This window comes from Bradyrhizobium sp. CCBAU 21365 (assembly GCF_015291305.1).
Lineage (GTDB): Bacteria > Pseudomonadota > Alphaproteobacteria > Rhizobiales > Xanthobacteraceae > Bradyrhizobium > Bradyrhizobium elkanii.
The window spans coordinates 970,130-982,292 of record NZ_CP030036.1; the positions used below are offsets into that span (position 1 = coordinate 970,130).

The 12,163-nt window shown below is 58.9% G+C and carries 13 protein-coding genes and 1 pseudogene; 8 read left to right on the forward strand and 6 right to left on the reverse strand.

The window, feature by feature from the left end:
• Positions 1-61 precede the first annotated feature (61 nt).
• Positions 62-763 (forward strand): MFS transporter, encoded by a 702-nt coding sequence (locus XI02_RS45065; protein ID WP_011090982.1) that lies wholly within the window; start codon positions 62-64, stop codon positions 761-763.
• Between the two features lie 246 nt (positions 764-1,009).
• Positions 1,010-1,105 carry a hypothetical protein gene (locus tag XI02_RS46140; protein ID WP_301309069.1) on the forward strand — a complete coding sequence of 32 codons (96 nt, stop codon included), beginning with the start codon at positions 1,010-1,012 and terminating at the stop codon, positions 1,103-1,105.
• On the opposite strand, the gene XI02_RS04470 is transcribed toward XI02_RS46140, so the two are convergent.
• The 5 genes from XI02_RS04470 to XI02_RS04490 all read right to left on the reverse strand — a co-directional run bounded on the left by XI02_RS04470 (position 1,069) and on the right by XI02_RS04490 (position 6,238).
• Entirely contained in the window at positions 1,069-2,190 is a 1,122-nt protein-coding gene (locus XI02_RS04470; RefSeq protein WP_011090981.1) for a LysR substrate-binding domain-containing protein, read from the reverse strand. The genes XI02_RS46140 and XI02_RS04470 overlap by 37 nt on opposite strands.
• Before the next feature lie 683 nt (positions 2,191-2,873).
• The gene (locus XI02_RS04475) at positions 2,874-3,092 is read right to left on the reverse strand and encodes a hypothetical protein (protein WP_125459388.1); all 219 of its coding nucleotides are present in this window, start codon (positions 3,090-3,092) and stop codon (positions 2,874-2,876) included.
• Between the two features lie 41 nt (positions 3,093-3,133).
• Positions 3,134-4,687, reverse strand: a complete 1,554-nt coding sequence (locus tag XI02_RS04480) for a phosphomannomutase/phosphoglucomutase (protein WP_168859024.1) — start codon at positions 4,685-4,687, stop codon at positions 3,134-3,136.
• Positions 4,688-4,883: 196 nt separating this feature from the next.
• On the reverse strand, positions 4,884-5,453 hold the full coding sequence (locus XI02_RS04485; protein ID WP_016848068.1) for a helix-turn-helix transcriptional regulator: 570 nt from the start codon (positions 5,451-5,453) through the stop codon (positions 4,884-4,886).
• Positions 5,454-5,812: 359 nt separating this feature from the next.
• Complete coding sequence (locus XI02_RS04490; protein WP_223153798.1) at positions 5,813-6,238, reverse strand: hypothetical protein; 426 nt, start codon at positions 6,236-6,238, stop codon at positions 5,813-5,815.
• A gap of 483 nt (positions 6,239-6,721) precedes the next feature.
• Between XI02_RS04490 and XI02_RS04495 the strand changes: the two genes are divergently transcribed.
• From XI02_RS04495 to XI02_RS04505, 6 genes and pseudogenes are all read left to right on the forward strand, one after another.
• A complete protein-coding gene (locus tag XI02_RS04495; protein ID WP_161170744.1) occupies positions 6,722-7,072 on the forward strand; it encodes a hypothetical protein in 351 nt (116 codons plus the stop codon).
• 21 nt (positions 7,073-7,093) lie between these two features.
• Positions 7,094-7,228 carry a hypothetical protein gene (locus XI02_RS45945; RefSeq protein ID WP_016847164.1) on the forward strand — a complete coding sequence of 45 codons (135 nt, stop codon included), beginning with the start codon at positions 7,094-7,096 and terminating at the stop codon, positions 7,226-7,228.
• Positions 7,229-7,519: 291 nt separating this feature from the next.
• The gene (locus XI02_RS44820; protein WP_016847165.1) at positions 7,520-7,750 is read left to right on the forward strand and encodes a hypothetical protein; all 231 of its coding nucleotides are present in this window, start codon (positions 7,520-7,522) and stop codon (positions 7,748-7,750) included.
• Between the two features lie 762 nt (positions 7,751-8,512).
• Positions 8,513-8,794, forward strand: a complete 282-nt coding sequence (locus tag XI02_RS04500; RefSeq protein ID WP_011090974.1) for a hypothetical protein — start codon at positions 8,513-8,515, stop codon at positions 8,792-8,794.
• A 181-nt stretch (positions 8,795-8,975) separates the two neighbouring features.
• A pseudogene (locus XI02_RS45070) lies at positions 8,976-9,165 on the forward strand (hypothetical protein).
• Complete coding sequence (locus XI02_RS04505) at positions 9,162-9,356, forward strand: hypothetical protein (RefSeq protein ID WP_011090973.1); 195 nt, start codon at positions 9,162-9,164, stop codon at positions 9,354-9,356. Before XI02_RS45070 ends, XI02_RS04505 begins: the two are co-directional and overlap by 4 nt.
• A gap of 1,199 nt (positions 9,357-10,555) precedes the next feature.
• On the opposite strand, the gene XI02_RS04510 is transcribed toward XI02_RS04505, so the two are convergent.
• Positions 10,556-10,792, reverse strand: a complete 237-nt coding sequence (locus tag XI02_RS04510; RefSeq protein WP_011090972.1) for a hypothetical protein — start codon at positions 10,790-10,792, stop codon at positions 10,556-10,558.
• Positions 10,793-12,163: the final 1,371 nt, after the last annotated feature.

Sequence of the window (12,163 nt, forward strand, 5' to 3'; positions counted from 1 at the left end):
AGGACGCTCTTCGCATTGTTAGCTGTCTTCACGGCCGGCTGTTCGGCGATGATCTATCTCGATGATCTATCTCTTGGTGCCGGAGAGTGCATCGGCAACGCCGGTCCTGCGTGGAACAGCCGTGGCCAGCTTGAAGAAGATTTATACCGATCCGCATTTCTGGCGTCTGGCGCCGCTATCAGCGACTTCCGTCGGCACCGCCTGGGCGCTGCAGGGACTTTGGGCAGCGCAGTGGTTCACTGACGTCGAGGGACTTGATCGCGCTGCTTTGGTGCAACATTTGCTTGTCATGACCGTCGCGCTCAGCCTGGGTGCGCTCCTGCTAGGCGTTCTGGCTGATCGGCTGCGTCGCTATGGCATTGGAACAGAGGCGCTCCTCGCGGTCGTCGGCCTTATGTTCATTGCCGTGCAATTCGCGATTATCCTGCGATGGCCGTTGTCATCATACGTCCTGTGGGCCGCTGTGGCCGCCGTCGGCGCAGCTACGGTGCTTAGCTATGCGATCCTGGCTAGTTATTTCCCGAAAGAGCTTGCCGGACGGGCCAATGCTGCGCTGAACGTGTTCCATATCGGTGGAGCGTTTGTCCTGCAATATGCCACTGGCGTCGTCCTTGAACATTGGACGCCTCAGGCGGGGCATTATCCGGAGATCGCGTACCAGATAGCCTTTTTCCTCAATCTTGTCCTTCAGATCATCGCATGGGTCTGGTTCGCTTTCCCGTGGGTGCTTCGGCCGTCGACGAGCGCTAGGTTCAGCGATTAGGGGCGCGAGTCGGCGGCAGCCAAGGTTCAGCCTGCCGGGACTGTGAGCGATCACAGCAAGCACCGGCGAATGTTCGACACCGCGACGCACCTCGTCCAGGAAATGCCGCCCCCCAGGGGTGATCGTGACACCCCGATGCCGATGCTCGAACAGATGCTGCAGTCTTCAGGGATCTCAAAGCTATGCCGATTCTGACGCGTAGCGGCGGCGCGACGACGCCGACCAAGGCTGCCAAGTTGATCGCCAATGGTTGGGCGCTTTATCGCAACCGACCGCGCCTTTGCGAAGGCCCGACGAAATGCTGTTCAGCTCGCATCTGGGGCAGCGGAAATATCAGGATAGCGCTCCCGAAGCAGGTCGAGCAACGGACGCAGCGATGGATTAGCGTTGTCCTGCCGCCAATAAGCGCGCAAGCTCAGCCGCGTCGGCCCCTCGGCATCATGCACCTCGCGGAAGGTGACACCCGGATAGACTGCGCCCGTCGCACTTTCCAATACCAGTAGAATGCCCCAGTCCACGCCGACCAAGGAGAGAAGACGGTCGAGCACCACATCATGGCGAACCAGCGGGCAAGGATCGGAAGACCCCAATTTGCTGTCAAGGAGCTTCAGGAATTCCGGTCCCGGGCCTCGCTGCGACATCAAAAGCGATTCGTGCCTCAGTTCGCCCCAGTGAATTACGTCACGACCTGTCAGCGGATGGTTCGCGGGGAGGGCGGCAACGACACGCTCGCTCCAGAGCAACAATGACCTGTCGCTCCACCTTGGACTGAGGCCGGCCACAAAGGCGACGTCAATCGCGGAGCTGGCGAGATCCGAAATCAGATGGTCGCTCGCTCCGTCAACCAGTTGTCTGTCGACATCGGGGAAGCGGTGCCGGTGCTCGATGAGAGTGGCCCGGAGATTGCCGGCTGACAGGGAAGTGTGGATGCCGATGGTCAATCGGCCGCTCTCACCACGCGAGCGGTTCTTGCCACGAACCGTGATTGCTTCCGTCTCATCAACGAAACGCCGGGCAGCTTCGAGGAATTCCTGCCCTTCAACGGTAGGTCGTGTGCCGCCATTGGTACGCTTAAACAGAGTGACGCCCAACCTGTATTCGAGATTGCGCAGGCCGCGACTAAGAGTGGGTTGCTTGATTCTGAGCGCCTCTGCCGCTTGGCGGAGGCTTCGGTGCTTGGACGCGACGATCGCCCAGCGCAGGTCTCGAAATTCCACAGGCACGGTCGAAACCCTAGGGTAAGTTGCCGGTGACCAATTGACCAATTTTTGTCTTGAATGGCGCACGCCATTTGCTTGCGCTGCTTCTGGATCTTCCAATTTGGCAAGCGCAAAAATGGGCGAGGCTGGAGCCAAAAAAGTTTGGCAAGTTTGCCTTTCATTTGCTTGCGCTGCTTCAACCCGCCAATTCGGCCTCGAAAGGGCCATCAAAAGACATCCGCCCTCCGGGCCGGTTAAGACCCTGCCGCCATTTGCTCGGTACCTAGGCTCGCTGGAGGCACGAGAAGCGCAAGCTCTTCTAACTTCATGTTTCGGGTAAACTGCTATGATTCCAAATGACAGTGAACCAATCGCCAACCCAACCCGATCATGAAAAAGCCTCCCGAACGACCCGAGAAGCAGTCTTTTCGATTGAAATGGGTAGAACGGGGAAAATCCGTTTTTGTGACCGAGCGTGTGATCCTACACGAGGTAATTTTGCGACAGGGCAACAGAAACCGACTGAGCTTCAGGTCAGCTTGGTTGTCCGCCTAAATGCTGTCCGCCAACGGCGCGCAACTGAGGATCGAAGTCGACAGGTTTTTGACGACAGTTCAGGCGGCCTGAGCGAACTAGAAGTATAACTGAATCATCGGGATGAAAGCCTCCCACCTATCCAAGTTAAGGCCTAGCTGCCCGCCTTGCCTTTCTTCTAATCCGCAATTCCTTTTCTGCTACCGATTTTCGGGGTAACTCAATCTTACCCAACTTCAGCGTGAAAGGGCGCTTGAGACCAAAAAATGGCGATTAGCCTTTCAGTACTACGGCCCCTGGAAGAGGAGGGGCGCGCGGATTACGGGTCGAAGAGCCCAGGAGGGATTAATGCCAAGGACGCACGCCGTTTTTCGCGGCTATTCGATGAATCTTGCCCGAAACGCTCTCATCTGCTCCACCCTTCTGGCGCGAACGGTTGGATACAGCGACTGGGGCGGTGTCATCCCCGCTAGGGATTGTCCCGGAAGCATGACGCTGGCAGCAATTACAAGCGCGCCAGAACCATAGACGAGATAGTTGTTGGAGGAGTTTGAACTGAGCGTGGTCGTGCCTGAAGAAACAAGATTGGTTGTCACGGCTTGCTCCAAATAGATTACGGAAACTTGGACGAGCTTAATTAGTCAAATTCGGTATCGGTCCTCGCCTGCCGGATCGGCCCAGCAAGGCCACCTTGGATCCTCTGATTGTATTCCCCAACCGCGGCATGCGTGCGCAGCACGCTGTTCACCATCTCGAACATGTCGTGCATGCGCTGCTCGGAGACCGGGCTCTCGACCACGACGACGAGCTCGGGCTTGTTCGAGGACGCGCGCACCAGGCCCCAGCTGCCGTCCTCGACCGTGACGCGTCCGCCGTTGACGGTGACGAGATCGCGGATCGCCTGGCCGCCGATCCTGGCGCCCTTGGCCTGCAAGCCTTCAAAATGCTTCACCACCTGGTCGATGACGCCGTACTTGGTCTCGTCGGCGCAATGCGGCGACATGGTCGGCGACGACCAGGTTTTCGGCAGCGCGTTCTTCAAATCGGCCATCGACTTGCCCGGCGCGCGGTCGAGCATGTCGCAGATCGCGAGCGCCGACACCAGGCTGTCGTCATAGCCGCGCCCATACGGCTTGTTGAAGAAGAAGTGGCCGGACTTCTCGAAGCCCGCGAGCGCACCCGTCTCGTGGGTGCGGCGCTTCATGTAGGAATGGCCGGTCTTCCAATAAGCGACCTTGGCGCCCTGCTTCTGCAGCACGGGATCGGTGACGAACAGGCCGGTCGACTTCACGTCGACGATGAACTGCGCGTCCTTGTGGATCGCCGACATGTCGCGGGCGAGCATCACGCCGACCTTGTCGGCGAAGATTTCCTCGCCGGTGTTGTCGACGACGCCGCAGCGATCGCCGTCACCGTCGAAGCCGAGACCGACATCGGCCTTGTGATGCAGCACCGCATCGCGGATCGCGTGCAGCATCTCCATGTCTTCCGGATTCGGATTGTATTTCGGGAAGGTGTGGTCGAGCTCGGTGTCGAGCGGGATCACCTCGCAGCCGATCGCCTCCAGCACCTGCGGCGCGAACGCGCCGGCCGTGCCATTGCCGCGGGCCGCGACGACCTTGAGCTTGCGGGTCAGCTTCGGACGGCTGGTGAGGTCGGCGATGTAGCGCGCCGGATAGTTCTCGTGGAACTGGTAGGAGCCGCCGGCCTTGTTCTTGAATTCGGCGTTGAGCACGATTTCCTTCAGCCGCGTCATCTCGTCGGGGACGAAGGTCAGCGGGCGGTTGGCGCCCATCTTCACGCCGGTCCAGCCATTGTCGTTGTGCGAGGCCGTGACCATGGCGCAGCAGGGCACGTCGAGGTCGAACTGCGCGAAATAGGCCATCGGCGTCACCGCGAGCCCGATGTCGTGCACCTTGCAGCCCGCAGCCATCAGGCCGGAAATCAGCGCATATTTGATCGAGGCCGAATAGCCGCGGAAATCATGGCCGGTGACGATCTCCTGCTTGACGCCGAGCTCCGCAATCAGCGCGCCCAGCCCCATGCCGAGCGCCTGGATCCCCATCAGGTTGATTTCCTTCTGGAACAACCAGCGCGCGTCGTATTCGCGAAAACCCGTGGCCTTCACCATCGGCTCGGATTCGAAGGCATAGGTGTTGGGCAACAAGACGGATTTCGGCTTGGGGAACATTGAGACAATCTCAGAAATGCGAGGAATTGACCGCCGCCATAGCGAATGCCCAGGCCGAGGTATCGCGGGCATCACACAATGGACAAGGTAGGCTTGTTGGCTAAGTCTTGGTCAGCTTTCCGTCATCGAAAACCAGGAAACGTTGACCTGCACAGCGAGAAGAATGCAGCCGGCCGGCCAGTTTGGATGGGCGGGGTTATAGAAGCCGGGACAATAGCGAGACTAGCTCAGCTTGCCGCCTGGTCCCGGTTCGCAAAAAGACAGCTTTCAGATGGTTTCGCGCTGTCCCCGACGAAATGTTCATATAAAATGCAATTTCTTCCAGCGACTTTCCCTCCACCAGCAGCGATGCGAGACGAGCCTGCGCGGGAGTCAATCCAAAGATCTCCATGACAGAGCTCTGCGAGACGCGAGGTATTTCATTCAGATCAGTCAGGATCAGAAGGGCGCCCATGTCCGGGAGGAGGGGATCGCCTGCACTTTCCCAGTCCTGAACGATGGCATCAATGACAATCGGCCGGCGCTGACTCCGGGTGACAACTGTTTGCAAGGTGCTACGGCCCGGTTTGCCAGACAAAAAGCGGACCTGAGTGATCAGTCGGTCCAGCCTCAGTCGTGACTGAGCATCCGCTGCAAACAGACGCCGTCCCTTCACCGATAGATCGTCATCGAAAAGCTTCGACGCGTTGTCGTTGACAGCCGCCACGAAGCCATTCTGATCGATCAAAATCGCAGGCCGGCCCAATAGATCAAGCGTACCAATCATACTGGGCCGTTCCCCACGAGCGATGCGCAATTCACTCGGGCAAAACAAAGCTCCTTTCGGACCTGCCCCCGTTCTCTCGTCACCCTCAAGCATAGCAACAGTTCAAAAAATGGTTCGCATAACTAATGCTGAAAACGCCATCGTCCCATGTCTCAACTTATAGCTGCGTGCGTCAAAGTGGACAGTCCCATTTGAGATATGTTTCGCACTAATTTCTAGAGTTTCAGACTGAGTCCGTAGGCTACGGACCTTTCGGGCGCGCGATGAATAAGCGCTCGCTGCGTTTGCCCGTTCGAATTCAGCGCTTCTTCGCCGGCATTCGAGCTGCGCGATCGATGCAAAAGTGAAAATCTAACTAGTCATAGGAAGAAGCCGCTGATCTTCGCAGTCCTGCCTGCACAAATCCGGCGAACTTTCCCATTTTTGTGCTGAATTTGATCACGGCAGGCTCTCTTGAACGCGCCTCCTGATTTTGCCTCGCGCCGCGAACCCTCTAACGCAGAGCGGGCTTCACCCTGAGTGGCTCCGGGCTCTGGTACGCCACTGCTTTCGATCTCCCTAGGAGGCGTAGATGCCTTTGGGAACTTGAAAACCAAGGGAAAAATAGCCGAGACTAGCGCGTCGAGAGCACATCGCTCCTCGGACAGACGTCTTTCGACATACTGGCGGTCAAGCCCCGCGACCTCTGTTTCAAGCAAACGGCGATAGCGGTGGATGCGGTTACGGTGGGTTCGCATGGCGGCGAGCGTTTCGCTGATCATCGGCAGAATCTCATTCGAAATCAAATCCTCTCCTCCTTAACCGCGTGCCTGCGGTGGAGCATAGCTGACTCCGCGGAGCGCTGTGATTTGATGTCCTTTCTCTAGGGACAGCCCTGAAGGGTCAATTGGGTTCGTAACGCGCCGCTTCTGTACGTAACGTACAATGAATCCAGCGGGCGCCGTCCGGACAGTGAATATGGCAAGCCAGATGTTGCGCCCTGTTCTGCCGAAAGCAAGACATTCTGAGGGGCGCGCAAAGCCCGATCGCTAGCTGAGAGCTGTTCGTTTGCCCGAGGCACTCACGGGCCCTGCTCGTCATCGTCGCCGCTAGCCGATGAAGCTGAAGCCGACCTTGCTGACCTGTACGACGAGCGCGGCGACCTCAAGCCCATAGACGCTTGGCCGGAAATTTGGCGGCAAGGCCTCGTTGCCGGTGTCGAGATCGACGCGCTATACGAAGGGGCGGGCGAGGAGCGTAGGCAAGTCGGTCACGTCAAGAAGATCAGGTTGAGTGATCGACTGCGCCGCCTGGAGCTGATCGGCAAGCATGTTCGCGTCAATGCGTTCCAGGAGCGGGTTGAGTTTAGCCTGTTGGAAGGACTGGGAGAGCGCATCGATCGCGCCAAGGCTCGCGCAGCATCTCTTCCAGCGCTTCCGGCTCCGCCGATCGTGAAGGTCGCGTCTGCTCCTCTCCCTTCGCGTGTAGAGCAGCCAGCGCCAGCCGCACCACCTGCGCCGCCGTCACCACCACCGCCGCTGCCGAAGCCGGCTTACAAGCCGATCATGCCCGCGCCTGAACCCGCAGCACCGTGGCCGTCGTTCGGCGGCTTCGCTGCGACCGACTACGATCCCACCTAGCAAAAAACGAAATGCTCCATCATGGCAACAATCGCTGCCAACATCGCCACCATCCAAGCCCAAGCCGCCGTTCTCGACACGCTAATTGGGCAATTTGCCGCCGCCAAAGCGTTGATCGACGCGGCCGAACTCGACATTCGCAGTCAGCAAGCCTAAGCGTGGACTTGCACAGGTTTCGCTGCGCTGTCTGCAATCACGCACTTACGACATTCGCAGCGCATGAAGATTCCATGCATTCCAATGGCCGGTGGCTTCAAGGCGATTTGCGCCCACCGAAGTAAGCCGCGCTGCAAGTCGTGACCGAAGGCGAGACGCCGCGGCTGCCGGAAGGTTTCAGGGTCGAGCTCGACAAGGACGGTTGGCGGCACTGATTCGCGCGAAGCGCCGATGGCCTCAATGCATCTGCCGCTCTGACTGATCTTCACTAATCCGCCAGCCGCGTAGGGCATGACCATGTCCGATGACTGGACCAAACGAGCGACGAACATCCTTCGAGAACTTCATGCTGCCGAGACGGAGCTAATCGGCAGGGGGGCTATCCTGACCGACGGTAAGGCGGGGACGGTTGATCACGTCTTCCTTGACGAGGTGCACGGGCTCCGGATCTCGATCGGTGGCCACGACGGCAAGTGGCCGATTTCGACTCTGAAGCTTCTAGACTCCGGTTTCGCCAGATAGCGCAGGCGGTGTCAGCCCGTGGCAATGACCGATCAAGGCTGGGGCGCCCGTTCGAGGATGATCCGATCGAGGTAGACGGGCGCAAGCTGGGGGGTGGCATCATGTGGGCCTTGCACCTCGGAGGGCCGACACCAGATGGCGGGCCACTGCGCAAGAAGGGCAAACCGTGCAGGGTGATCCGATGAGCCAAATAAACCAGACCGGCCGTAGGATTATCTACGTCATGATGGTGGTCGTGGTGCTGGTGGTCATCTGGCAGATTCTCACGCCGCTTTGAGAAGGCCCGCCAGATAGCTTGTCCGCCCGGTCACCGTCCGCGGTGATCACTCGGTGACCGGGCGCCCAGCGCGGTGCGCGGCAGCGAGGCGGAGCCTGGCCGAGTAAGCCAGTCACAGTTTACCTGGAGTGGCAGCCATGATGCAGAACGTTGTAGCCGGATGCGTCGCAGTGGCTTTGATTATCCTGGCCTTGATTGGCTTCGCCCAAACGCACCGTGAATGTTGGCACGGGCACGTGCTCCTAACCCATGAGCCCTGCGGATCCGTCAGCCCTTCAATATAGGAACAACCATTTTCCGCTGATCTGGGCGCGGGACCGAAGCCCCGCGCTCTCGTCGTTCACCGCCTCGGCCGGCGGGCGCAAAACCGCTGTCGATCGCAGTGAGCGCTTTTCCACACCCACGACGCGCAGTAGCTCGCGCGCGGTCCGAGCCACCAGTAATCGATAATTTGACTGTCGCCCGCGCAGCGGTTGGATCTCGGCATGCCTCACCCTGCCCGCCGCCACACGCCCACGCACGCCGAGGGTCGGCCAATCAAGATCACCTTTGGCGAGATGCGCGAGATGGGCTTGCGCGGCGTCCTCATGTATTGCCCCTGCGGCCGTCACGTTGCGCTCGGCACCGATCGCTGGCCCGACGATGTTCGGCTGTCAGATGTCGAGCCGCGCTTCGTCTGCACCGCCTGCGCCGGGCGCGGCGCAGACGTACGACCGGATTTCAACTGGAACGCAAAAGGGCCGATCGGCGACATGGGCTATCGGTAGCCACCTTAAAAACGGCCCCGGCCATGGGGGCTTTTGAAGTGTGGAGGCCGGGGCCGTTGGAGGTGACCTTGGCGGTAATGGGGTCGCCAGGTGGTGACGAGCATAGGAAAAACCGGCAATCAGTTCTGTCCACTTGTGCCCAAAGCGGTATAGTTCCTCATCGGGAACGGAACCGGTCGCAATGAAGGACATGCAGGCTCAGTTAGAAAAGCTCCGCACGGATGCTGCCGAGTGCGCCTTGATCCGCGATCTTGCTACTGAACCCAAGAAGCGAGATGTTCACAAGGCTGGCCGAGCATCTGACAGTTCTGGCCGACGAGGTTGAACGCGCCATTGCTGCCGCGAGACCTGAGCTGAAGCGGAAGGAATGACGGAACGAGGCTGGGGTCGGCGTTTCGAGGATCCGATCACGATCGGCGATCGCATACTGGTGACGCAGCTCGACGCCGGCGAGTACATCGCCGCGTCGCCGAAGAAAGAGCACGCCGCATCGGAATGGCAAGCCGCGATGAAGGTGGAGGCCCGAGTATGTTTGCCAGCATCGGGGTCATGCGGGCATTGAACCGCCACCACGTCCCGGAGTTTAACCCGAAGGGCAAAGAGCCTCACTGGGGCCGGCGCAAGCTGAAGAGGGACCAATAAGGCGCCGCCAACTGAGGCGGCCTTACTCTCTCACAGGATGCAAGTCGGACGGCTGTACGGCGAGCCGATAAGCAATCTCCCGGGAGCCGTCGAAGACCTCTAGGACGCGCTCACAGATCAGGCACTTGTAGTGCCCGGCGTTGCCCTTGCGGGATTCAAGTTCGATCCGGCGAGATCCCGCCGAACAATCAGGGCACGTCACGTCGCCTTTCTTCATGTGACAGTTATGATGCAGGCTACCGCAGGGGTCAAAGGTTAGTGTTTGCCCGACGGAACGCAGCTGGGACCAGTACGCCCCGAATGGGAAAAGCCGCAGCGTGGTTCCAGCCCCACTGCGGCATTCCCGGAATAACAAAAAAATTAGTGCTCAAATCGCGCCGGTGTTCCTTCAGTAGAACACCCCGTTCCGAAAATGGAGTCCGGACAACTACCGGACTTCGGTTTTCTACGTATTGTCACTTGGAGGGCCGACATGGCTGGGCATGGCAATTCCAGCCCCAATGCTCCCGGTTGCCGATCCAATTGCGGATTTGAGCGCCGGGAGTGCTAGGCCCACCAGCGTGAACCGGCGCCCACCGTAAATTTCCCAAGGTCAAAAAAAAGAACCGCCGACCTTGGTAACTAAGGCCATCAGCTGAGGCTGCTTACCTCTGCTCGTTCCTCGCACGGGAAGCCAGTCTATCCAGCTGGCCAGCCAAACCCACGAAACTTCGGGCGATGTTTTTCAGGGCGGCGGCGCGATCCTTGGAAATGCCGCTCACGCCAGAAAGTCTCTTGTAGTGGTTAGCCTGCTCGCGGCACTCAGCAATGTTGATCAATGGCTCAGCCTTCCTGTTGCCCGCGCGGGACGTGGGATCGCCTTTCCCCGCTGGCTTGCCTTCTACCATGTTAGGCCCTTAAATCAGGTTCGGACACTGGGTTAGATACGGACAGCGCCGGCTCGAGTTTTGAAAAGGAACACAACGGTGGGCGTCTATGTGAACACCGCCAAGCAGGTCGGCGACGTCGATCACATCAAGTCTTCGCGACGGTGGACGCCGCGGAACGATGGTTCGAGGAGAACGACCCGGAGGGCGTCGCCTTCGAATACGATGTGATCGAGTGATGTGGAGCGGATAATCAGCGCCACATCGTTGGTGGGTTCAAGGCCTTGCGACCCGCCGCTTTCAACGCGTCGGTTGAGAGCTGTCCATGTGCCGCAGCATCGAGCAGCTTCGAAGCAACGTACGCTCTGGCGCCCGTTTCGCTTACAGGAATATTTTCGCAAACTTCGTCGAGCACCGCCCTGAGCAGCGCAGTCATTTCAGCATCAAACACGCCGAACTCCCGAAATTGAGAGGATCCTGAACGCTGCACAAGCGGAATATATTCGCTTGGCAGCGTTCGCCGCGTATTCCGGTCTGGGCTCCGAAATCCCAGCGCCTACAAAATTGGCACCTGTACGTCAAAGTAATGTGACAGCTTCCTCGGCCACATCAACGGGCGTTTGCAGGGCCTCCCCAAAGGCCCTTACCAAGGAGGATAGAGCGCGACGAACAGCCCGAGGCCGGCAAGAAGTATTGCCCACGCGACGGCCTGACGATTGCGAAGCGAGCCACGGTTCATTTGCGAGCCTTCTTACGAGACTTTCGCGTAACCGAGGCCGCAGGATTTGACCCGTCGAACACAATGACGTCGAAGAGCGTCTTCGCGTCATCGGATAGGATCCCCAACCAACATCGCTTCTAATTCGGCGGCTGTCGTTGGGACAATCCCACCATTCGGCCGAACAGGCATAGTCGACACTTCATCTCAGAAAAAACCAAATAGCCTCCCATAGGCCCGGGCGACGGGCTCGGTGCCAGGCGTCGTGCGTCGCTCGCTGTCGGGGCGTCATCGCGGCCAGGCGCTCGGCGCGCTGTTTGGCATATCTCTGTTGCTGCCGAACCTTGCGGTTGAACCGCGTCGCGCCGGCAGGTGTTGAGGCGTCCCCGTACTGTGGCAGATGCCAAGCCTTTCCGATCCGAAACGACAGATACGCATGCCCCTTGACGACGTTGCGCTCGACGTTTGGTGGCAGTTTGCGAGGCATGGCCTACCTCTCCCAACCAACATCGGCGTCAACGCCGGTCGCGTGCTCTTCCCCGTGGTGAGGCAGAGCGTCGATCGCGCTCGAGTTCGCGAACGTCCCAAGCCAGTCGTCTCGTACCCGGAATGACCCGCGGCTTGGGCATGCTTCCCGCCGTCACGAGAAGGTCAAACGTGTTCGGGCTAACCGAGGCATATGCTGCGGAGGCCTCACGATCGATTAGGCGCGGCGGCAGAGTTGGCGGCAATGCAGCTTGACGTGCCACTACCGCTTCTCCCCATCCTCCATTTCGAGAGCGACTGCCCCAACTCGGAGATCGGCTGCTTTTAATGGCGGCATTCCGCCGCTTCGCGGCGCTGACGACAGAAAGAGCATTGCGGTCATCATGCCAATGATGTGCAAACAGGTGTGTAATATGAATGGCCCTCTGGGGCTATCTAGCTGATTTTATTGTATTATTTTCTTTAAATGGCGCTCCCTAGCGGAATGTAACCACAGGTAATGATGAGATTTCCTATTATATTTCAATATGTTAAAATCTTGCCGTTTCGACGTGTATCTACGCGGTGTATCTACTTTTTGGGTCGGTAGCCGACTCGGCTACCGAAACTAACGAGTCGATGAGGGGCGGTAGAGCGCAAACCCATAACTATACAACT